The organism is Andreprevotia sp. IGB-42, assembly GCF_009848685.1.
In the GTDB taxonomy this organism is placed as follows: Bacteria; Pseudomonadota; Gammaproteobacteria; order Burkholderiales; family Chitinibacteraceae; genus Andreprevotia.
In genome coordinates, this window is record NZ_WXTX01000001.1 from 316,302 (window position 1) to 336,311 (window position 20,010).

Genomic DNA, 20,010 nt, shown 5'->3' on the forward strand with positions numbered 1-20,010 from the left:
GGACGACGCGATGAGCACAATCGAACTCAAGGTACCGGATATCGGCGGCCACGATGGCGTCGAGATCATCGAAGTTTTTGTCAGCGTGGGCGATAGCGTGGCCGTGGAACAAAGCCTGATCACGCTGGAAACCGACAAGGCCACCATGGAAGTGCCGGCCAGCCATGCCGGCGTGGTGAAGGAACTGAAGGTCAAGGTGGGCGACAAGGTATCCGAAGGCAGCGTGATTGCTGTGATCGAAGCCGCTGCCGCCGTTGCTGCAGCCCCTGCTCCAACCCCTGCTCCAACCCCTGCCCCGGCAGCTGCGCCGGCACCAGCCCTCGCTGCTGCCCCAGCACCGGCACCGCCCGCCGCACCCGTTGCCGGCAGCTATAGCGGCCCGGTGGATATCGAAACCGAGCTGATGGTGCTGGGTGCCGGCCCCGGTGGTTATTCGGCAGCGTTCCGCGCGGCCGACCTGGGCGTGAAGACCGTGATCGTCGAGCGCTATGCCACGCTGGGCGGCGTATGCCTGAACGTGGGCTGCATCCCCTCCAAGGCACTGCTGCACAACGCGGCGGTGATCGACGAAGTGAGCCACCTGGAAGCGCACGGTATCAAGTTCGGCAAGCCGGAAGTCGATATCGATGCACTGCGTGGCTACAAGGAAAAAGTGATCGGCAAGCTCACCGGCGGTCTGGCCGGCATGGCCAAGGCACGCAAGGTGGACGTGATCCGCGGTATCGGCACTTTCCTGGATGCCTATCACCTGCAGGTGGAAACCACCGAAGGCAGCGGCCAGGACAAAACCGGCAGCAAGCAGGTAATCCGCTTCAAGCAGGCGATCATTGCCGCCGGTTCGTCGGTGGTGAAGCTGCCGTTCATTCCGGATGACCCGCGCGTGGTGGATTCGACCGGCGCGCTGGAATTGAAAGGCGTACCGCAGAAAATGCTGGTGATCGGCGGCGGCATCATCGGCCTGGAAATGGGTACCGTGTATTCGACGCTGGGCGCACGCCTCGATGTGGTCGAAATGCTCGATGGCCTGATGCAGGGGCCGGATCGCGATCTGGTGAAGGTGTGGGAAAAATGGAACGCCCACCGCTTCGACAACATCATGCTGAACACCAGGACCGTGGCCGTCGAGCCCCGGGCCGATGGGGTGTACGTGAGTTTCGAAGGCGCGAATGCGCCGAAAGAACCGCAGCGCTATGACCTGGTGCTGTACGCAACCGGCCGCTCGCCCAACGGCAAGAAGATCGGCGCCGAGAACGCAGGTGTTGCAGTTGACCAACGCGGCTTCATCGCTGTGGATAAACAACAACGCACCAACGTGCCGCATATCTATGCGATTGGCGACATCGTCGGCCAGCCGATGCTGGCGCACAAGGGTGTGCACGAAGGTCATGTGGCAGCCGAGAATGTGGCCGGCCACAAGGCCTATTTCGATGCGCGCGTGATCCCGGGCGTGGCGTATACCGACCCTGAAGTGGCCTGGGTGGGCCTGACCGAGGCGGACGCCAAGGCGCAGGGCATCAAGGTGGAAAAAGGCGTATTCCCGTGGGCAGCATCCGGCCGCGCGATTGCCAATGACCGCACGGAAGGCTTTACCAAGCTGATTTTCGATGCAGAAACGCACCGTATCGTCGGTGGTGCCATCGTGGGCCCGCACGCGGGCGACATGATCGGCGAAGTGTGCCTGGCGATCGAAATGGGTGCGGATGCGGTGGATATTGCCCGCACTATCCACCCGCACCCGACCATGGGCGAATCGATCGGCCTGGCTGCCGAGGTGTTCGAAGGCAGTTGCACCGACTTGCCACCGTTGAAAAGGAAGTAACCCAGTTATGTAGGCGATCGCTTACGACTACAAAAAGCGCCGCACCGGTTGTCCGGGCGGCGCTTTTTGCTGGAACACTTGAGCATTTTCTAATCAACGTCTCCGGTCTTGTATGCGTTTGCCGTTATCGTTTAAGCTTGCCAGCGACCACGCAAACAAATGATTTTGCGAGGCAATCCGCTCAGTCCGGCGGGTAACCAAAGAAGAAGAGGAGATCGAAATGCAACAAGCCTTTGCCCTGCGGCAAATTGGCTTGGCGGTGGCGCTCGCCATGCCCAGCCTTGTCTACGCTCACGGTTCGATGGAAGTTCCGGTTAGCCGCGTACTGAACTGTTACAACGAAGGTCCGGAGGCGCCAAAATCGGCTGCCTGCCAGGCCGCTGTGGCCATCTCCGGCCCGCAGATGCTGTATGACTGGAGCGGCGTCAACCAGTTGCCCAACGGCAACCACCAGGCCTTCGTGCCGGATGGCCAGCTCTGCGGTGGCGGCAAATCCAACTACGCCGGCCTGAACCTGGTTCGCAATGACTGGGTGACCACACCGATTGCACCGGATGCCAACGGCAATTTCGAATTCATCTACAACGCACCGGCACAGCACCAGACCGCCAAGTGGGCGTTCTACTTCACCAAGGAAGGCTGGAACAATTCCGCCCCGCTGAAATGGAGTGACCTGGAGCAGTTCTGCGAACTGGGCAATATCGCCGGTGATGCCAACAAGCGTTACCACCTGACCTGCAAACTGCCGAAGAAAACCGGCAACCACATCCTGTATGTGACCTGGCAGCGTTCGGACAGCGCCGAAGCGTTCTACTCATGCTCGGATGTGAGCTTCTCGGCCACCGCTTCCAACTTCAAGGAACTGGGCCAGGTCCGTGCATCGGCCAATCTGGCTTCCGATACCGTCGTGACCTTCCGCCTGTTCAATGCAGCCGGTGGCGACGTGGAATCGATCTCGCAAACCATGTCGTGGGATTCCGTAACCGGCAACGAGATGTTCACCGCCACCAACTGGCCGTACTACCTGGCACAGAAGGTGAACGGTACGTCGTCGCGCATTGCCATCGGTGTACTCAACACCAGCAACGGCAGCATCGTGCCGGTGCAGGATGCTCAGGCCAACCGCGTTTACTCGCGTGATGGCAGCAGCGCCTACACCTTCGCGATCGACATCAAGGGCGGCGCCGTAACGCCGGTACCGACAACCGTGCCGACCGTGGTTCCGACCACCAAGCCGACCGTGGTGCCGACCGTGGTGCCGACAACGACACCGACAACCGTGCCGACCACCACACCGACCGTGGTACCGACGACCAAGCCGACAACCGTTCCGACAGTTGCACCGACTGTTGCCCCCACTATCGCACCGACTGCAACACCGACCACAGCGCCTGGCGCCGGTTGCAACGCAGCATGGTCGACCACCAGCACTTACAACGGTGGCGACAAGGTGAGCTACAACGGCCGTAACTACCAGGCCAAGTGGTGGACACAAGGCAATATCCCGTCCAGCAACAGTGGCGACGGCAAGCCGTGGCAAGACCTGGGTGCTTGCGGTACTACAAGCACCAGCGTGCCGACCGTGGCGCCGACGGTTGCACCGACCGTAACACCGGTTCCAACCACCAAGCCGACAACCGCGCCGACTTCGGCACCGACTGCCGTGCCGACCACTGCACCGACAGCAATCCCGACGGCAGCACCGGGTACTTGCGCCGTGGCGTGGGCTGAAGGCAACACCTATGCAGTAGGTGTCAAGGTCAGCTACAACGGCATCAACTACCAGGCACAGGTTGCGCATACCGCTTATGTGGGCGCAGGCTGGAACCCGGCAGCCAGCACCACATTGTGGAAATCGCTGGGCGCATGCTGATCAGTAGCAACACGTAGTTCGCAGTAAACGAAACCGCCGGAAGCGATGCTTGCCGGCGGTTTTGTTTTATCGGCATGCTGGACGTTGCCTGCCGGAATGAATCGGACCTGTGAACCAGACAGGCCTCCCCTCTTCCCGATGCTGCAACCCATGAGCCGGGCTAGCTTTCGGCGCGCGCTTCCAGATCTGCAACGTGTGGCAACCCCTGCCCCGGTGGCGGGAAAGCACTGCGGAAGGTGAATGCCTGTTGGGTGGCGCCCGATTCGCGCAGCTGCGCCAGGCGGGCAGCGGCCTCGTCCAGCGTGGGCTGATGCCCGGCGGGCACCCACCACAGCACCATATAGGCATTCTGCATGCGCTCGAACCACTCACGGCGGCGGCGCAGGATTTCCACATGGGCAGACTTGAATACGTAGCTCGACAGCGCATCAACGTCTTGCCAGACCGACATATTGGCAAGGATATCCGCGCCGAAGGCACGCATGGCCGTGGCATCGCCCCCTTCGTCCTTCATCCGCCACACAAAGCCCGGGCTTGCCTCGGCCAGCGCATTGATGCGTTCCAGGTTGTTGACGAAATCCGCCATGCCCGGTGATTCCAGCGGCATTTTCATGGTGGCGATATTGAGCTGGGCAAGGTGGTATCCAGACAAAGCGAACTCCCAAAGGTAATGGCGTATCAGCAACAGCTATCTGGGTACGCCAGCACGCCATTCAAGTTGCAGCAGCGAAAACAGCCGCACGTCGTGAAACTTTCCCTTCCAATAGCCGTATTGTCGTAATACCCCTTCCTCGACAAAACCCAGCTTGCGCAGCAGCGTGATGGATTTGTGGCTGCCGAGATCGGTGGTGGCAGTTACGCGGTTGACTGGGCAAGGAAAATGGCGGGTGAAACAGAAGTTGAGCATCGCCCGCACTGCCTCCGCTGCATAACCGTTGCCCCAGTAGGCAGGATGCAAGTCGTAGCCGATGGCCAATGAGCAAAACTGTGGATGGACTGCGTAAAAGCCGCAACTGCCTATCAATGTATCCGGTGCAGCAGCAAGCGCAATGGCCCAACGAAATCCGCCCATGCCTTCGGCTGGGTATGCGCTGCGGCAACTTGCGATCCATTGCGCGGCCTCGGCCATATCGGAGAAGCTCGCCACATCATAGAACTCGGTCACGCTGTCGTTGGCAAACAGCGCGAAAACTGCTGCAGTATCGGCAGGCTGGATATCACGCAACAGCAAACGTGGGGTACTGATTTCCGGAAATGGATGCATGGCTGGAACAACGCTTGAATACTGGATAAACCATCAAGGCTGCATTATTCCATTCGCGATACCTGCGCGGCAGCCATCAAGAAGATGGCGGCCATGCATTCAGCGCATGGCCGCCAGCGCAGCCCGCTGGCGGCTTGCCCAATAGCCTTCCAGCGTATACAGCACCAGCGCGCTCCAGATCAGCGCAAAACCGATCTGGCGGTCCACGCCGAATGGCTCGTGCCACAGCAATACGCCCAACAGCAGCTGCAGGGTGGGGCCGGTGTATTGCAGCAGGCCCAGCAGCGATAGCGGAATGCGCCGTGCACTGGCGGCGAACAGCAGCAGCGGCACGGCGGTAATGGGGCCGGCCAGCAATGCCAGCAACTGCACCGTGCCGGTGGCATGGCTGAAGCCAGCCTGGCCGCTTTCGAACAGGTAGAACAAGGCGCTACCGGCCAGCGGGAACAGCAGCAACGTTTCCAGCGACAGGCCTTCCAGCGCACCCAGTGCAGCCGTCTTGCGCAGCAGCCCGTAGGTGCCGAAGCTGGCTGCCAGCACCAGCGCAATCCACGGCAGTTGGCCGAGCGACACGGTCAGCCACAGCACGCCGGCGGCAGCGACGGCAATGGCCATCCACTGGCCGCGCCGCAGCCGCTCATGCAGGAACAATACGCCCAGCAATACGTTGAACAACGGGTTGATGAAATACCCCAGACTGGCATCGACCACCCGGCCGGCATTCACCGCCCAGATATAGGTAAACCAGTTGGCTGAGAGCAGCAGCGCGCTGACGATGAAACCCAGCACGAGTTTCGGGTTGGAAAACGCCGGCTTGATCCAGCCCCAGTGGCGGCGCCATGCCAGTACCACGCCGAGAAAAACCAGCGACCACACCATGCGGTGCAGCAGGATTTCCAGCGGCCCGATGCCGTGCAGTGATTTGATGTAGAGCGGCAACAGGCCCCAGATGATATAGGCCAGCAGGCCGTAGATGATGCCGGTTTGCATGAATGATTCCGCAGTGTGGTCCACCGCAGGGACAGGTGGACTGGCAGGCATGGCCTGGGTAATCGGCACAATGGTAAGCACTGGCGGCAAAACTACCCATTGGGGAAAGCGACCGATACACCTTCCACCACTCAGCGAGGATACAATCGGCCGGAAGCATGTTGCTAAATTGATCAACCTGTATCCGGCCGGAACCTGTCTTGCATGCATGCTGAAGATGCAATCCTAATCGAGGATTTTGCCACTCTCGCTCGCGGCTATTGCGCCTGGTGTGAAAACACCGCGAATGAAAAAACCGCTACGGAGGCGGCCACTTGGCTTGCCCGGCTACACGCTGCGGCACTGGGCTTGCCAGCCTGTGAGCCAGGCGATACCGACGCACCCGATCTGCCAGTCGTACAGCGCGAACTGGCCCGGCAAGGGCTGGCGCAGGTTCGCGGCCGCTATTACCGCAGTTGCTTCGATCTCGATCCTGCGTGCACAGACCCGGTTACGCTGGGCGATCTGGATGACGACCTTCAGGACATTTATTCAGATCTGTGGTGTGCGCTGGCGCTATTCGATGCGGGCGAAAAACAGACTGCAGCCTGGGAGTGGGCATTTGGCCACCAGGCACATTGGGGACGACATGCGGTCAGCGCACTGAAGGCGTTGTATTCCGGTTGCTGATCGCCGCTGGCGCGTTGTGCGATCTGCTGGTTGGATATTGACTTGGCAGAACGCAGGCACCACGGCAGACCAACCCATCGCCAAAGAAAAAGGCGCCTCACGGCGCCTTTTTCTTGCATGGTCGAGCCGGCCGCTCAGCCCAGCTCGCCCTGCTCTGCCATCTGGCGCACTTTCTTCAGCGCCTCGACATCCATCTGCTGGTACGCAGCCTTGAGGTAAGCGGCGTAATTGGCTTCGCCCTCGCCGGCAGCCGGATCGTGCTCCGGCACCGGGGTGTCGTAGACGAAACGCACCAGCAGCTGTTCTTCTTCCGGCACTTCGATGCTGATGGTGAGCGTGCCACCTTCGTGCTGGTCGCTGGCTTCGGTCACATGGTGCACCGACTGGTGAGGCGTGAGCGTGATGCGATCACGCACCGTCAGCACGCCCAGCTCGATTTCACGCAGCAGCGTGCCGGGGCCACGCTCCAGGATGCGCACCGATTCGATGTGCTCCAGGAAGAGGTCCGGCGCTTCCGCGCGCAATACCAGGCCATTCCACAACTGCGCCAGCGTCAGCGGTTCAACCAGCGGGTTGCCCGGCTCGTTGACCACCACCAGATGTTCGAAATACATCCAGCCCCCTTAATTGAAACGGCGGCGCGGAGTATCGAACAGTGCGGCGACCGGGCGGCTTTCGTTGCTGGTGGGCTGGCGCTCGTCCCAGTACGATGGATCACGCTGCTGGGCAGGTGGCGTACCACGTGCCTGGTTGCCGCGGTTGTCCTTGTCGCCCTGCGTGCGTTGCTGCGGCTTGCCGCGGCCTTGGGCACCACCGGTACCACCGGCGCCACCACCGGCAGCGCCCTGCCCCTTGCCGCCGCCTTGACGCGGACCTTGGCCCTGGCGCGGTTGACCGTTACCGGCACCCTGCCCCTGGCGTTGGCCCTGACCACCCTGACGCTGGCCCTGGCCTTGACGCGGCTGGCCCTGACCCTGGCGGCGTGGTTGCTGGCCATCTGCTGCCGGCTGTTCACCTTCTGCCTGCGGAGCGGATGGGTTGGCCTGGCGCTGCGGGCGCGGCGCACGCTTCTGCTGACCGCCGCCCTCGCCTTCACGGCGTGGCTGGCGTTGTTGCTGGCGTTGCCCCTGGCCCTGGCGTTGACCACCCTGGCCCTGGCCCTGGCCACGACGGCCGTTGATGATGGGTTCCGCCTTGATGGTGGGATCGGGCTCGAAGCCTTCGATCACCTGGCTGGGGATCTCGCGCTTGATCAGGCGCTCGATATCGTGCAGCAGCTTGATTTCGTCCACGCACACCAGCGAGATGGCCTCGCCTTCCGCGCCGGCACGGCCGGTACGGCCGATACGGTGCACATAGTCTTCCGGCACATTGGGCAGCTCGTAGTTGACCACGTGCGGCAGTTCGTCGATATCGATACCGCGCGCGGCGATGTCGGTTGCCACCAGCACCTGCAGCGTGCCGGCCTTGAATTCGGTCAGTGCGCGGGTACGGGCACCCTGGCTCTTGTTGCCATGGATGGCCAGCGAGGTGATGCCGTCCTTGTCCAGTTGCTCGGCAAGGCGGTTGGCGCCGTGCTTGGTGCGAGTGAAAACCAGCACCTGGAACCAGTTGTGTTCCTTGATCAGGTGCGCCAGCAGCTGGCGCTTCTTGTCGCGGTCCACCGGGTGCACGCGCTGGGCAATGGTTTCTGCGGTGGCATTGCGTCGGGCTACTTCGATCAGTGCCGGTTTATCCAGCAGTTTGTCGGCCAGCGCCTTGATTTCATCCGAGAACGTGGCCGAGAACAGCAGGTTCTGGCGCTTCTTCGGCAGCAGGGCCAGCACTTTCTTGATGTCGTGCACGAAGCCCATGTCCAGCATGCGGTCGGCTTCGTCCAGCACGAGGATTTCCACGTGCGAGAGGTCGACGGTCTTTTGCGACACGTGATCGAGCAGGCGCCCCGGCGTGGCAACGAGGATATCGATGCGGCCCTTGAGCGATTTGATCTGCGGGTTGATGGCTACACCGCCGAACATCACCATGGATTTGAGATTGGTGTTCTTGCCGTATTCACGCACGCTTTCTTCAACCTGCGCGGCAAGTTCACGCGTGGGGGTGAGGATCAGCGCACGGATGACTGATTTGCTGCCTTCTGCCGGGGTGCGTTGCGACAGCAGTTGCAGGATGGGAAGCGTGAAGCCTGCGGTCTTGCCGGTGCCGGTTTGTGCGCCGGCCAGCAAATCGCCGCCGGACAGGATGGCCGGAATGGCCTGGGTCTGAATTGGAGTGGGTTCAGTGTAGCCACGTTCGGTGACAGCGCGTACCAGCGTGTCATCCAGACCAAGGGAAGCAAAGGACATAGAGGTTTCCGAGGGAAAGATACAGTTGTCCCGGTTGGACGCGGATTTGCGGTAAGCAGGTATCGGGACGGGTTTTCAGCCACATGCCGGCAAGTAAGCCGGTCATTGCGTCGGGCTGTTCTGGGTTTCTCCGGGCAGTATACGGTAGTAAGCGCCGTACACCAAGCAGGATGCGCAATGTGGTATTGATCACCCATCATTACGCATCCGGCCCCGCATGATCGAAGCACACCCCACCATCAGGCCACGCGGAAGCGCTCGATCTCGCCCGATAGCTGGCGCGTGAGCTGGTTGAGTGTTTGTGCGGCGTCGTCCATCGCCCCTACGGCGGCGGCATTTTCCTCGGCCATCTGTGCGATCTGTTCGACGCGCTGGGCAATTTCCTGGCTGCCCACGCGCTGCTCGGCCAGCGCTTCGCTGATCTGGTGCACGGCGCTGCCGGTTTCGATGCAATGCTCGTGGATGCGTTCGATCACCGAGCCGGCGCCGCTGGCCACCGCCGCGCAATCGGTCACTTTTTGTGTGGTCTTGCCCATGGTGGTGACCGAGTGCTCGGCCTGCTTGCGGATGGCGGCAATCTTCTCTTCGATTTCCACCGTGGCGCGCGCGGTGCGCTCGGCCAGCTTGCGCACTTCATCGGCAACCACCGCAAAGCCGCGGCCCTGCTCGCCGGCGCGGGCGGCTTCGATGGCGGCATTGAGCGCCAGCAGGTTGGTCTGCTCGGCCACATCGCGGATCACCTGCACGATGCCGACGATGCGCTGGGTTTCCTGGCCCAGCTCGCCGACGATGCCGGCGGCCTCGCCCACTGCGTGATCGATCACCTGGATTTCCGCCACCGCCGACTTGATCTGGCCACGGCCTTCCTCGGCCAGCTTCTGCGTGGACCGGCTCAGCTCGCGCGCAGACTGCGCACTGTCGGCCACGATATTGATGCTGACGGTCACTTCCTCCACGCCTGCGGCAATGCCCGTGGTCACCCCGCTCTGCACGTCGCTGGCCTTGGCAAGCTCCTGGCTGGTACCGGCGAGCTTGCCCGCCTCCCCTTCCACGGAGCGCATCACGCTGCGCGCCTGCACCAGCAGTTGCTGGATGCGTGTGGCCAGCGCATCGTAGGCGCGGCCGATGGTATCGAGCTCATCGTTGCCCGACAGGTGCGTGCGCAAGGTGAGATCGCTGTTTTCGCGGCTTTGCTCCAGCGTGCGCGTGAGGTGGCCGAGCTTGTTGCTGATGGTATTGAGCAGCCATGCGCTCATGCCAAGGCCGATCAGCACCGCAACGATCAGCGAGCCCCAGGTCACTGCGGACGTCTGCTTGTAGTGCGACTGGGCGATTTCGAAATTGTCTGCTGCGGCGTGCAACTGCAGATCGACCAAGCCGCCGATGTCGGTCGTTACCGGGTCGATGGCCGGGTAGAGCTTCTGGCGGGCAAACTGGTTGACGGCTTCCAGATCCTTGCCGGCGATGAGCTTTTCCAGCTCGGCCACTGCGGCATCGGCAGCGGCCATCTTGGGCTTGAGGCCGTTGACGAGTTGCTGCTCGTTGCCGGTCATTTCAGTTGCGGCATAAGCCTGCCATTCCTGGCCCAGTTTTGCCTTGGCCTCCTGCACCGCCTTATCGGCAGCAGCCCAATCGATCACGCCGTAATTGAGCTTGTGCGTGGTATCGACAATATTGACCGCATACATGTCGGAGACGATTTTCAATTGCTTGAGCGGCACCACCCGGTCGTTATAGGTGGATTTGAATTCATCGTTGGTTTGCGACAGCGCATTGAGGCCGAACAGGCCCAATGCAATCATCAACGCCAGTAATACCGCCACCAGCGCGACCAGTTTTGCCCGGATTCCCATTACCCTTACCCCTGAACGGCTTGTTGTTGTCGGGAACGCCCCTGACACAGGTATAGGCAAGGGGATGTAAGCTCGCCACCTAATACGCTGCATTGCACTATGCTGTTGTGAACTCAACCCTGATCAGGAGCCGAACCATGCCGGATGAACCCCAGTTTGACCCCGCTTCACGCCGCCATTTTCTTGCTGCAGGCGCAGCGCTGAGCATCAGCGCCGGCTTTGCCCGCGCGGTCGCCCCGATAGCCGCCAGCGCCGTGGCCACCGATAGCGTCGGCCTGGAAGCCGGCCCGGTGGGCATACCGGTGGCCGGTGCCACGCTGCCCGCATACCAGGCGCGGCCGGCTGGTGCCAAGGGGCCGCTGCCGGTGGTGATCGTGGTGCAGGAGATCTTCGGCGTGCACGAGCATATCCAGGATGTATGCCGCCGGCTGGCCAAGCAGGGTTACCTGGCCATCGCCCCCGAGCTGTATTTCCGCCAGGGCGATCCCCGGCAATACACCGATACGGCCGAACTGATGAGCAAGGTGGTCTCCAGAGTGCCCGATCAGCAGGTGCTGACGGACCTCGACATGACCTGCGCATGGGCGGTTGCCCATGGCGGTGATGGCAAGCGGCTGGCAATGACCGGCTTTTGCTGGGGCGGGCGCATCGTGTGGCTGTATGCAGCGCACAACCCCTACCTGAAAGCCGGCGCAGCGTGGTATGGCCGCCTGGTGGGCCAGCCCAGCCCCAACAACCCCAAGCAGCCGATCGATGTGGTGACGCAGCTGAAAGCCCCGGTGATCGGCTTTTACGGTGGCAAGGACCAGGGCATCACGCAGGAGCATGTCGAAGCGATGCGCGCGGCGCTGAAGGCGGCCGGCCGCAGCGACGAAATCAATGTGTACCCGGAAGCTGGCCACGCATTCAATGCCGATTACCGGCCCAGCTACAACGCCGCAGCGGCAAACGATGCCTGGGGCAAGATGCTGGCCTTCTTCAAGCAGAAAGGTGTGGCGCCGGCAGAGGCGAAGTAGCAGCGCCGCGTTGCATGCAAAAAGCCGGCTGATGCCGGCTTTTTCACGTCGGATGAGAGAGCCGAGTAGCGCTCAGGAAACCGCCTTGAGCCCCACCACGCCGCCCACGATCAGCAGCAGGAAGAAAATGCGTGCGGTGCCCAGCGCATCACCAAACCAGATGATGCCGCCGATAGTCACACCGATGGCGCCAAGGCCGGTCCAGATCGCGTAGGCGGTGCCAGCGGGGATGCCGCGCATCGCATACGACAATAGCGCCATATTGACGAAGGACAGCCCGATCGACAGGCCGACCACCCAGGGACTGGGGTGCAGTTGCACGTATTTGAGCGACAGCGCCCAGACGATTTCAGTGAAGACAGCGAGAGCGAGAACCAGCCAGTGCGTAGCCATGAGTATGCCTTTTGGTCATGCGGGCTCTTCATGGAAGCGCGGCGCCGGAAACCCGTAAGAGGCGCTTTGCAATACGGGTGCGTGCGCACCGGAAACGGAAAACGGGCGGCAAGGCCGCCCGTTGGCTGATGCGGCAGTACTTACTTGGAAGCGCCGATCATGTAGAGCGCGGCAGCCTTGAACTCTTCATCAGAGCCACCATAACCACCCTTGGGCGGCATGGCACCCAGGCCCTTGAGGCCAATGGCGACTGCGGCATCTGCACCTTCTTTCAGACGCGGTGCCCAAGCGGCCTTGTCACCCAGCTTGGGTGCGCCGGCAGCACCGGTACCATGGCAAGCCTGGCAGGTGGATTCCCAGATTTCCTTGCCCTTGGTGGCCGGATCGACCGCGCCGCCACCGGCAACCTTGGGTTCTTCGAACTTGCCGCCGGCACCGTTGCCCATGTAGGCCACTGCGCGTTTGACTTCGTCATCGCTCAGGTCAGGCGCGCCGCCCTTGGCAGGCATGGCGTTGAAGCCCTTGATGGCGTGGGTCCAGAGGGTTTCGAAGCCCTTGGCAATACGCGGGCCCCAGGCTGCGGCATCACCGAACTTCGGCGCACCAGCCAGGCCCGCGCCATGACAGGACACGCAGATGGCTTCGTAGACGGCCTTGCCGTTGCGTGAGCCCGGAGGGCCACCGTCAACGATCTTGATCGTACCCACCGGCTGCACACGTGCAGCAACGGCTTCTGTGCTCATGGTGTTCTGGCCGAGATCGACCCCGCTACCGGCGGAAAACAGTTTCACGACCAGGTAAACGAAGACCGGAAACCCGATCAGCGAGCCGACGATCATGGCGACGACGCTTTTTGCGCCGGAGGCGTTGGAACCACTCATGCTGCCATCCCTTGTGTAATGTCTTGGAGGTGGAATAACCGGCGGAATTATACGTATAAAGCCACGCACCACAAAGCAGCGCATAGACGGTGTTGGGCAAACGCGCTATGATCCGCCTCCTTCACCCCGCGCTCGTAGCTCAGTTGGATAGAGTGTCAGTTTCCGAAGCTGAAGGTCACAGGTTCGATTCCTGTCGGGCGCGCCAGAATGCAATCAAAGGCTTACGTGGATTCACGTAGGCCTTTTGCTTTTCCAACATCGCGTAATCATCCGTGACTTGCATGAGTATTGGCATGCCGGGCGCACTTGGGCAAGCACATGCGCCAAGTGTGCACATCTGCCACCATTCCCTGCACAATTTGCAGCCATTTATCTTGCTGATCAATGGAAGCGCTGTTTGCAGGCGTTCATCAAGCGGCCAGAAACGCCGGGCGGGAATCGGTTCCGGCAATGACCTGCCCATGGACAAATGAAAAGCGGAATCGTCGCCCGTGGTGGCGGGAATGGCAAAAAGCGATGACAGACACACAGCACCGCACATTGAAACAACGCCGCACCTGCAGGCGCATGCTGGTTTTATGGGTTGCGCCGCTGGTGCTGGGGGTGCTCATGATGCTTTGCTGGCTGGCCGGCGGCACGCTGTCAGCACCGGCCAATCATGCGCGGCCGGCATCGCCGGCAGAGGACGGTGTTCGGGCTGTCACATTTTCCGGTCTGCATGGGTGGTGGCTGGCGGCTAGTCGGCCTGCTGGCGATTGCGCGCTGCTGATGCATGGGGTCCGCGCTGATCGCACTGCAATGCTGGGCAGGGCACGCTGGTTCCAGCAGCATGGCTACCATGCCTTGCTGTTCGATTTCCAGGCGCATGGCGAAAGCCCCGGTGAACAGATCACCTTTGGCTATCGTGAATCTGCCAACGCCCATGCCGCCGTCGATTTCATGCGAAATAGCGGCCAGTGCCAGCGCATCGTCGCAGTCGGTCAATCCTTGGGCGGAGCGGCAGCGTTGCTGGGATCGGCACCGATCAAGGTAGAGGCGCTGGTGCTGGAATCGGTCTATCCCGCCATTGAAGATGCGGTAGCAGATCGGCTGGAGATTCGCCTTGGCAGGCCAGGCCGCTGGCTTGCCCCGTTGCTGTACTGGCAGATTCCCTGGCGCCTCGGCATCCCGCTCGACGCATTGCATCCCGAAAACGCAATCAGACAGCTACGCAGCCCGGTGCTGATCATGGCCGGCAGTGCCGACCGGCATACCCACCCGGATGAGGCGAGGCGCCTGTACGCAAATGCACCCGGCCCCAAATGGTTCCGGGAGGTAGCCGGTGCGCAGCACCAGGATCTGTACCGATACGCGCCAGACGCCTACGCAGCGCAATTGCAGTCATTTCTCGGACAGACCTTGCCGCGCCCATGATGCCGCCGGATCGGCATGCTTGATCCGGCTCATGACATGCACTGCTGCGCGCAGGATTGCCCTGCGCCGGCAACTGTGCAACGCTGGCAATTCCAGTCAATACCACGAGGATAGCCATGGATGCCACAGCTTATCTGGCTTTTGATCCATACCGCGCAGCCGGCCTGGTCGTTGCGGTGGTGCTGGGCGGTCTGATCGGGCTGGAGCGGCAATGGCGCCGGCACCCCGCAGGCCTGCATACCAACGCGCTGGTGGCGCTGGGCGCTGCCGCATATGTGATTGCCGCCGTGTTGATCGGCGACAACACCGGGCCGGCGCGCGTGGCAGGCCAGGTGGTGACCGGCGTGGGCTTCCTGTGCGCCGGTTTGATCTGGCATGAAGGCGTGAGCGTGCGCGGCATCAATACTGCGGCCACCGTGTGGTGCTCGTGCGCGGTCGGCGTGCTGGCGGGCTTCGGCATGCTTGCGTGGGCAACCGTGGTAGCGTTGCTGGTGGTGCTGACCAACGTGGTGCTGCATTACGTGGCGCGCAGCGTCGACAGCGCGATCAAGTGAATGCAAGCCGGCGTGGCGGCATCAGCGCTCGCCGGCCTTGCCGGCCAGCCGCTGGCTGACTGCCGGATCCAGCTGCGCCATGAATGCCTCTACCGCTGCGGTATAGGCACCCGGTAATCCCAACTGCTGGTTGATTTCCTTGTGGGTAAGCGCCTGCGGCAATACGCTGGCTGTTACGCCCAGCGTAGCTGCCCTGGCAACGAAGCGCTCGGCCGGCGGGCAGGCGTCGCTGCGGCGGCTGGAACATACCGCCAGCATCGGCGCCGCACCGCGCACCAGCACATGGTATGGCGATACGCTTTGCCAGTAGGCAGGATCGGTGCCGAACGCAGGATCATAAAGCGGAAAATGGCGCCTATTCATGATGCTGACCACGTCGATTGCCGCGCTATCGAGCGATACCGTACCCAGCCACGGTTTGGCGCCGGCCTGATACGCCAGTTGCGGCGCGGCATTCAGCAGGCCGACCAGATGTGCACCCGCTGAATGCCCCATCAGGATGAACCGCGCCGGATCGCCGCCCCAGCTTGCTGCCTTGGCCTGCGCCGCAGCCAGCGCGGTGGCCACATCCCGGGCTTGCGTCAGCGGGTCTGCATCCGGCAGCAGGCGGTAATTGGCAGAGATCACGATGAACCCTTCGGGCACCCAGCGCGCTACCTTGTTTTGCACCACGGTGCTGGCGGCTTTGTCGCCAGTCCGCCATGCGCCGCCGTGCACCATGAAGATCACCGGTGCCGCACCGGCTTGCTGCGGCAAGTAGATGTCCATGCGCTGCAACGGATTGCTGCCGTAGGCCACGTTACGCATCACGCGCACGCCGGCTGGCACTGCCGCGGCAGTGCCGGTATCGGCGCCATCCATGTCCTCATCCAGCTCAGCGGCGGGTGCACTGGCGTGGGCGCGGCGCTCGCGCAGCTTGTCCAGCAAGGGGCCGGCCTGGGCGGCTTGCGCAAGCATCATTGCAGCCAGCAGCAGGCAAATGCGGGAATGCCCATGGAACGGCGGTTGGATCGTCTTCATTTTTGCTCCCATGCAGCGCCACCGGTGCATGCCGCATCGGCGGCAGTTAACGACATCCATTGTCCGGTCAGGCTATCTGCAACGATTTGCGCCAGTTTATCGATGACAGGACTGGCAGCGTTATCCGCCCGGTGCAGCAGCAGGCCGATGCGTGGCAATGGTGGCAAGCCCTCCAGCACCGCCAGTTGCGCAGGCATGCCGGCACGGGTGCGGATGGTAATGCCGAGGCCTGCGGCGGCGGCCGCCCATATCCCATGCAGGCTGGGGCTGGTAACGGCAACGCGCCAATCCTGCCCGCTACGTTGCAGCGCCTCGATCGCGGCACTGCGCATCAGGCAAGGCGCGGCAAATACCACCAGTGGCAACGGATCTGCGGTGACGGAGGTATCGGGGTGGCCTATCCAGTGCAATTGCAACATTGCCAGCGGGGTGCACCCGGGGGTGCGCTGGCCGCCATCCCATGCCAGCGCCAGATCGAGCCGGCCGGCAGCGATCTGTGCCAGCAGTTCTTCGTTGCGGGCGATGCAGATTTCCACATGCACCTGCGGATGGGCGCGGGCAAACTGGCCGAGGATATCCACCAGCAGGTGCTCGGCAAAGTCTTCCTGCAGGCCGATGCGCACCTGGCCAGCAAGCTCAATGCCGTGCAGTGCGGCGGCCGCCTCGTCGTTCAGCGCCAGCAGGCGGCGGGCATAGGCCAGCATCACCTCGCCAGCCGGCGTCAGCTGCAAGCCGCGGCCGGCTTTGCCGAGCACCGGCGCGCCCACCTGCACCTCCAGCTTCTTGAGCTGGGCACTGACCGCCGAGGTGGACCGGCCCAGCCGCTGCGCCGCTTTGGCAAAGCTGCCCAGCTCGATACCGGTAACAAAGCTGCGCAATACGTCCAGATCAAAGTTGGTTCGCCGCATGCATCAATCCTGTTTTATAGGATCATTCATTTCAAATTTCCCGATATTCAGGATTATCGTCGCTTGCTACCTTGGCGCTGTCAACCACCGCCAAGGAGCCCTTCCATGTCACCGATCCCGCCATCCTCCGATAGCCAGCGCGTGTTTGGCCCGCATGCGCCAAAGCTGGCGCAACTGACCGACGACGTGCTGTTTGGCGATGTCTGGCAGCGCCCGGATCTGAACCCGCGCGAGCGCTCGCTTGCCACCGTCTCCGCCCTGGTGGCGCTGTACCGGCTGGAGCAACTGCCGTTTCACCTGCAACGCGCGCTGGATAACGGCATCACGCATGCCGAACTGGCAGAGCTGATCACCCATCTGGCGTTTTATGCCGGTTGGCCGTGCGCGGCATCGGCCATCACGCTGCTCAATGCCATCCCCGCCGCAGCCAGCAGCAACACAACCGAGGAAACCCGCCATGCCCTATAGCCGTATCTCGCTCCTGAAAGGCAAAACGCAGGATTACCTGCGTGCGCTATCCGACAACCTGCACCGTGCGCTGGTGGAAACCTTCGAGGTGCCGGAAAACGACCGCTTCCAGGTCATCCACCAACTGGCACCGGAAGAACTGGTGTTCGATCGCAACTACCTGTGTGGCCCGCGCAGTGATGATTACGTGCTGATCGCCATCACTGCAGGGCGCATCCGCAATACACAGCACAAGCGGGCGTTCTATCGCCGGCTGACCGAGCTGCTGCAAATTTCCCCGGGCATCCAGCCACAGGATGTGATGGTGGTGATCAATACCACCGAAGCGGAAGACTGGTCGTTCGGGAACGGTATTGCCACCATGCTGCCAGCGGCAGATTAGGGTACTTCCAGAAACCGTTTTTCCCATAAAACACCACTGATATAAATCAATAGGTTACATGCGCACGGCATTTGAAAATCGAGGTTTTTGGAAGCCCCCATTAACCGGCAATGCGCTATCCGGCTTGGCCAGGCACCGGCCCGGTAGCCGGGTAGCACTGCTGATAGTCAACCCGCCCGTTCGCGCATCATGGCCACGAAGCGGTCCAGCGCCGGGTGCGTGCGGCCGGGTAGCCAGGCCAGGCCGACTTGCCAGCGCGCAGTGGCAGCATCGATGGGCAATAGCCGCACGCCGCCGCGCAGCAGATGATCAGACCGGTGCGGCAACAGCGCCACGCCGATGCCGGCAGCCACCACCGCCAGCACTGTCTGGATATCATCCGCGTGCTGGATGATGCGCGGGGTGAACGCGCTCGCCCCACACCATAACTCGATCTGCGCGGCAAGGCCGGGCCCGCGCTGACGGTTGAGCGCCACGAAGCCCGACGCATTCAGAGATGCCAGCTCGGCTGGCAGCTGCCCATGGGGGCTGGCAGCCGGTACTGCCAGTGCCAGTTGCTCATCCAGCAGCGGCAAGGTGGCAAGGCCGGCGCTGGCTGGTAAGCGCACGAAGCCGAGATCGAGCTGGCCGGCCAGCAGGCGCCGGGTCTGCTCGGCCGACGACAGGTCGTTCAGGGTAATGACGACATCCGGGCATTGCTGGCGGAACGTGGCGATGCACTGCGGCGCCAGTGCCAGCGTGGACAGGCCGAAGCCGATATCCAGCCGGCCACGCTCGCCCTGGCTGGCTTGCCGCACGCGTGCCAGCACCGTATCGGCGTTGCCGACCAGTTGCAGCGCATCCGGCAGCAGTTGTTCGCCAAACGGGGTCAGCACCGCACCGTGGCGGCCGCGCTCGAACAAGCGCGCGCCCAATTCGGCCTCCAGAGCCAGCATCTGCTTGCTGAGCGCCGGCTGGGTAATGCACAGCATGCTGGCAGCCCGGCCGAAGTGGCCAAGCTCGGCAATGCACAGGAACGCACGCAGCAACTTGATATCCATTCCATTTTCTTATCAATCAATCACCAATTTTTCATTTTACGCATGAAATGTGCAGGCGCTTAATGCAGTGGTTTCCATGCAACCTCAAGGATCATCATGTCTGCCCCTACCCTGCGTGCCGCATCGGTACAGTTTCAGCATCGCGCTGGCGATAAAGCCTACAACCTCAGCCAGATCGGCCATTTTGCCGGGCAAGCCGCTGCGCAACAGGTGCAACTACTGGTGTTTCCGGAAATGTGCATCTGCGGTTACTGGCATGTGCCCAAGCTGGGCGTAGCAGCACTGGAAGCGCTCGCAGAGCCGCTAGATGGCCCGTCAATCAACGCGGTGGCCGCGCTGGCGCAGCAAAGCGGCATTGCCATCGGTGCGGGCTGGCTGGAGCGTGCCGACGACGGCCGGCTGTTCAACAGCTACGCGGTATGCATGCCCGATGGCGCGCGCCACGTGCACCGCAAGCTGCATGCATTCGAGCATGTGCATATCCATAGTGGCGAGCGCTATACGGTATTCGATACGCCGTGGGGCATCCGTGCCGGCATCCTGATCTGCTGGGACAACAATCTGGTGGAAAATGCACGCGCCACCGCGCTGGCCGGCGCCACGCTGTTGATCGCACCGCACCAGACCGGCGGCACGAACTCGCGCAGCCCGCATTCAATGAAGCCGATTGCGCTGGAAAAATGGCAACAGCGCCACAGTAACCCGGCAGCCATCGAAGCAGAATTCAAAGGCCCCAACGGGCGCGAGTGGCTGCTGCGCTGGTTGCCCGCACGGGCGCACGACAATGGCCTGTTCGTGATTTTCAGCAACGGCGTGGGGCAGGATGACGACGAAGTGCGCACCGGCAACGCAATGATCCTTGATCCGTACGGGCGCATCCTCAGCGAAACCTGGGCCGCTGCCGATGCGATGGTGGTGGCAGACCTGGATCTGGGCCTCACCGATATGAGTACCGGCCAGCGCTGGCTGCGCGGGCGGCGGCCTGAATTGTATGGCGTGCTGGCCGAGCGCATGGGCAATGAACTGAACCCGCGCGATGCGCGTTTTTCCGCTGCCAGCACGAAAACGCCGCCCTCCAACGTCAGCGAAAACAGCAACCCCTGATATGTAAGCTTTTGATTCATT

General features: G+C 62.2%; 21 protein-coding genes and 1 tRNA gene. 10 read left to right on the forward strand and 12 right to left on the reverse strand.

The genetic code is table 11. From position 1 onward, the window contains the following. Positions 1 to 10: 10 nt before the first annotated feature. Both lpdA and IGB42_RS22110 read left to right on the forward strand, forming a co-directional pair. Positions 11 to 1,819, forward strand: a complete 1,809-nt coding sequence (gene lpdA, locus IGB42_RS01405; protein ID WP_159665527.1) for a dihydrolipoyl dehydrogenase — start codon at positions 11 to 13, stop codon at positions 1,817 to 1,819. Between the two features lie 220 nt (positions 1,820 to 2,039). Beyond that, entirely contained in the window at positions 2,040 to 3,692 is a 1,653-nt protein-coding gene (locus IGB42_RS22110; protein ID WP_159665529.1) for a lytic polysaccharide monooxygenase, read from the forward strand. Positions 3,693 to 3,852: 160 nt separating this feature from the next. On the opposite strand, the gene IGB42_RS01415 is transcribed toward IGB42_RS22110, so the two are convergent. From IGB42_RS01415 to rarD, 3 genes are all read right to left on the reverse strand, one after another. Next, positions 3,853 to 4,344: a DUF3291 domain-containing protein gene (locus IGB42_RS01415; RefSeq protein WP_159665531.1), complete on the reverse strand. Its 492-nt coding sequence runs from the start codon at positions 4,342 to 4,344 to the stop codon at positions 3,853 to 3,855. A gap of 36 nt (positions 4,345 to 4,380) precedes the next feature. Beyond that, positions 4,381 to 4,917 carry a GNAT family N-acetyltransferase gene (locus IGB42_RS01420; RefSeq protein ID WP_159665533.1) on the reverse strand — a complete coding sequence of 179 codons (537 nt, stop codon included), beginning with the start codon at positions 4,915 to 4,917 and terminating at the stop codon, positions 4,381 to 4,383. Between the two features lie 138 nt (positions 4,918 to 5,055). Beyond that, entirely contained in the window at positions 5,056 to 5,946 is an 891-nt protein-coding gene (rarD, locus tag IGB42_RS01425) for an EamA family transporter RarD (RefSeq protein ID WP_159665535.1), read from the reverse strand. Positions 5,947 to 6,150: 204 nt separating this feature from the next. Here rarD and IGB42_RS01430 point away from each other — a divergent pair, with 204 nt between their 5' ends. Continuing rightward, positions 6,151 to 6,615: a DUF5063 domain-containing protein gene (locus IGB42_RS01430; protein WP_159665537.1), complete on the forward strand. Its 465-nt coding sequence runs from the start codon at positions 6,151 to 6,153 to the stop codon at positions 6,613 to 6,615. 134 nt (positions 6,616 to 6,749) lie between these two features. On the opposite strand, the gene IGB42_RS01435 is transcribed toward IGB42_RS01430, so the two are convergent. The 3 genes from IGB42_RS01435 to IGB42_RS01445 form a co-directional block, all read right to left on the reverse strand. Further along, positions 6,750 to 7,229 (reverse strand): AtaL-like protein, encoded by a 480-nt coding sequence (locus IGB42_RS01435; RefSeq protein ID WP_159665540.1) that lies wholly within the window; start codon positions 7,227 to 7,229, stop codon positions 6,750 to 6,752. 9 nt (positions 7,230 to 7,238) lie between these two features. After that, complete coding sequence (locus IGB42_RS01440; RefSeq protein WP_159665544.1) at positions 7,239 to 8,957, reverse strand: DEAD/DEAH box helicase; 1,719 nt, start codon at positions 8,955 to 8,957, stop codon at positions 7,239 to 7,241. Positions 8,958 to 9,196: 239 nt separating this feature from the next. Next, on the reverse strand, positions 9,197 to 10,810 hold the full coding sequence (locus tag IGB42_RS01445; protein WP_159665547.1) for a methyl-accepting chemotaxis protein: 1,614 nt from the start codon (positions 10,808 to 10,810) through the stop codon (positions 9,197 to 9,199). Positions 10,811 to 10,947: 137 nt separating this feature from the next. On the opposite strand from IGB42_RS01445, the gene IGB42_RS01450 reads away from it, so the two are divergent. Beyond that, positions 10,948 to 11,826 (forward strand): dienelactone hydrolase family protein, encoded by an 879-nt coding sequence (locus IGB42_RS01450; protein WP_159665550.1) that lies wholly within the window; start codon positions 10,948 to 10,950, stop codon positions 11,824 to 11,826. 72 nt (positions 11,827 to 11,898) lie between these two features. On the opposite strand, the gene IGB42_RS01455 is transcribed toward IGB42_RS01450, so the two are convergent. Both IGB42_RS01455 and IGB42_RS01460 read right to left on the reverse strand, forming a co-directional pair. After that, the gene (locus tag IGB42_RS01455; protein WP_159665553.1) at positions 11,899 to 12,219 is read right to left on the reverse strand and encodes a multidrug efflux SMR transporter; all 321 of its coding nucleotides are present in this window, start codon (positions 12,217 to 12,219) and stop codon (positions 11,899 to 11,901) included. A 140-nt stretch (positions 12,220 to 12,359) separates the two neighbouring features. Then, positions 12,360 to 13,100, reverse strand: coding sequence for a cytochrome c5 family protein (locus IGB42_RS01460; RefSeq protein ID WP_159665555.1), 741 nt, complete (start codon positions 13,098 to 13,100; stop codon positions 12,360 to 12,362). A gap of 128 nt (positions 13,101 to 13,228) precedes the next feature. Here IGB42_RS01460 and IGB42_RS01465 point away from each other — a divergent pair. After that, positions 13,229 to 13,305, forward strand: a tRNA-Arg gene (locus tag IGB42_RS01465). Positions 13,306 to 13,510: 205 nt separating this feature from the next. On the opposite strand, the gene IGB42_RS01470 is transcribed toward IGB42_RS01465, so the two are convergent. After that, positions 13,511 to 13,711 carry a hypothetical protein gene (locus IGB42_RS01470; RefSeq protein ID WP_159665559.1) on the reverse strand — a complete coding sequence of 67 codons (201 nt, stop codon included), beginning with the start codon at positions 13,709 to 13,711 and terminating at the stop codon, positions 13,511 to 13,513. Between IGB42_RS01470 and IGB42_RS01475 the strand changes: the two genes are divergently transcribed. Together IGB42_RS01475 and IGB42_RS01480 are read left to right on the forward strand one after the other, a co-directional pair. After that, on the forward strand, positions 13,710 to 14,513 hold the full coding sequence (locus tag IGB42_RS01475) for an alpha/beta hydrolase (protein ID WP_159665562.1): 804 nt from the start codon (positions 13,710 to 13,712) through the stop codon (positions 14,511 to 14,513). The genes IGB42_RS01470 and IGB42_RS01475 overlap by 2 nt on opposite strands. Before the next feature lie 116 nt (positions 14,514 to 14,629). Beyond that, positions 14,630 to 15,067, forward strand: a complete 438-nt coding sequence (locus IGB42_RS01480) for an MgtC/SapB family protein (protein WP_159665565.1) — start codon at positions 14,630 to 14,632, stop codon at positions 15,065 to 15,067. Between the two features lie 21 nt (positions 15,068 to 15,088). On the opposite strand, the gene IGB42_RS01485 is transcribed toward IGB42_RS01480, so the two are convergent. Both IGB42_RS01485 and IGB42_RS01490 read right to left on the reverse strand, forming a co-directional pair. After that, positions 15,089 to 16,087, reverse strand: a complete 999-nt coding sequence (locus tag IGB42_RS01485) for an alpha/beta hydrolase (protein ID WP_159665568.1) — start codon at positions 16,085 to 16,087, stop codon at positions 15,089 to 15,091. Continuing rightward, positions 16,084 to 16,995 carry a LysR substrate-binding domain-containing protein gene (locus IGB42_RS01490; RefSeq protein WP_159665571.1) on the reverse strand — a complete coding sequence of 304 codons (912 nt, stop codon included), beginning with the start codon at positions 16,993 to 16,995 and terminating at the stop codon, positions 16,084 to 16,086. The genes IGB42_RS01485 and IGB42_RS01490 overlap by 4 nt, the downstream gene beginning before the upstream one ends. Positions 16,996 to 17,100: 105 nt before the next feature. Here IGB42_RS01490 and IGB42_RS01495 point away from each other — a divergent pair, with 105 nt between their 5' ends. After that, positions 17,101 to 17,463: a carboxymuconolactone decarboxylase family protein gene (locus tag IGB42_RS01495; protein WP_159665574.1), complete on the forward strand. Its 363-nt coding sequence runs from the start codon at positions 17,101 to 17,103 to the stop codon at positions 17,461 to 17,463. Further along, positions 17,453 to 17,845 carry a tautomerase family protein gene (locus tag IGB42_RS01500; RefSeq protein ID WP_159665577.1) on the forward strand — a complete coding sequence of 131 codons (393 nt, stop codon included), beginning with the start codon at positions 17,453 to 17,455 and terminating at the stop codon, positions 17,843 to 17,845. Before IGB42_RS01495 ends, IGB42_RS01500 begins: the two co-directional genes overlap by 11 nt. Before the next feature lie 167 nt (positions 17,846 to 18,012). On the opposite strand, the gene IGB42_RS01505 is transcribed toward IGB42_RS01500, so the two are convergent. Then, positions 18,013 to 18,885, reverse strand: a complete 873-nt coding sequence (locus IGB42_RS01505; RefSeq protein WP_159665580.1) for a LysR family transcriptional regulator — start codon at positions 18,883 to 18,885, stop codon at positions 18,013 to 18,015. 96 nt (positions 18,886 to 18,981) lie between these two features. Here IGB42_RS01505 and IGB42_RS01510 point away from each other — a divergent pair, with 96 nt between their 5' ends. After that, entirely contained in the window at positions 18,982 to 19,989 is a 1,008-nt protein-coding gene (locus IGB42_RS01510; RefSeq protein WP_159665583.1) for a nitrilase family protein, read from the forward strand. The last annotated feature ends 21 nt before the right edge of the window (positions 19,990 to 20,010 follow it).

Bases quoted from the DNA above. Each gene is read 5' to 3' on its own strand.
- lpdA (WP_159665527.1), top strand. From the start codon at position 11: ATGAGCACAATCGAACTCAAGGTACCGGATATCGGCGGCCACGATGGC.
- IGB42_RS22110 (WP_159665529.1), top strand. From the start codon at position 2,040: ATGCAACAAGCCTTTGCCCTGCGGCAAATTGGCTTGGCGGTGGCGCTC.
- rarD (WP_159665535.1), bottom strand. From the start codon at position 5,946: ATGCAAACCGGCATCATCTACGGCCTGCTGGCCTATATCATCTGGGGC.
- IGB42_RS01430 (WP_159665537.1), top strand. From the start codon at position 6,151: ATGCATGCTGAAGATGCAATCCTAATCGAGGATTTTGCCACTCTCGCT.
- IGB42_RS01435 (WP_159665540.1), bottom strand. From the start codon at position 7,229: ATGTATTTCGAACATCTGGTGGTGGTCAACGAGCCGGGCAACCCGCTG.
- IGB42_RS01440 (WP_159665544.1), bottom strand. From the start codon at position 8,957: ATGTCCTTTGCTTCCCTTGGTCTGGATGACACGCTGGTACGCGCTGTC.
- IGB42_RS01445 (WP_159665547.1), bottom strand. From the start codon at position 10,810: ATGGGAATCCGGGCAAAACTGGTCGCGCTGGTGGCGGTATTACTGGCG.
- IGB42_RS01450 (WP_159665550.1), top strand. From the start codon at position 10,948: ATGCCGGATGAACCCCAGTTTGACCCCGCTTCACGCCGCCATTTTCTT.
- IGB42_RS01455 (WP_159665553.1), bottom strand. From the start codon at position 12,219: ATGGCTACGCACTGGCTGGTTCTCGCTCTCGCTGTCTTCACTGAAATC.
- IGB42_RS01460 (WP_159665555.1), bottom strand. From the start codon at position 13,100: ATGAGTGGTTCCAACGCCTCCGGCGCAAAAAGCGTCGTCGCCATGATC.
- IGB42_RS01475 (WP_159665562.1), top strand. From the start codon at position 13,710: ATGATGCTTTGCTGGCTGGCCGGCGGCACGCTGTCAGCACCGGCCAAT.
- IGB42_RS01470 (WP_159665559.1), bottom strand. From the start codon at position 13,711: ATGAGCACCCCCAGCACCAGCGGCGCAACCCATAAAACCAGCATGCGC.
- IGB42_RS01480 (WP_159665565.1), top strand. From the start codon at position 14,630: ATGGATGCCACAGCTTATCTGGCTTTTGATCCATACCGCGCAGCCGGC.
- IGB42_RS01485 (WP_159665568.1), bottom strand. From the start codon at position 16,087: ATGAAGACGATCCAACCGCCGTTCCATGGGCATTCCCGCATTTGCCTG.
- IGB42_RS01490 (WP_159665571.1), bottom strand. From the start codon at position 16,995: ATGCGGCGAACCAACTTTGATCTGGACGTATTGCGCAGCTTTGTTACC.
- IGB42_RS01495 (WP_159665574.1), top strand. From the start codon at position 17,101: ATGTCACCGATCCCGCCATCCTCCGATAGCCAGCGCGTGTTTGGCCCG.
- IGB42_RS01500 (WP_159665577.1), top strand. From the start codon at position 17,453: ATGCCCTATAGCCGTATCTCGCTCCTGAAAGGCAAAACGCAGGATTAC.
- IGB42_RS01505 (WP_159665580.1), bottom strand. From the start codon at position 18,885: ATGGATATCAAGTTGCTGCGTGCGTTCCTGTGCATTGCCGAGCTTGGC.
- IGB42_RS01510 (WP_159665583.1), top strand. From the start codon at position 18,982: ATGTCTGCCCCTACCCTGCGTGCCGCATCGGTACAGTTTCAGCATCGC.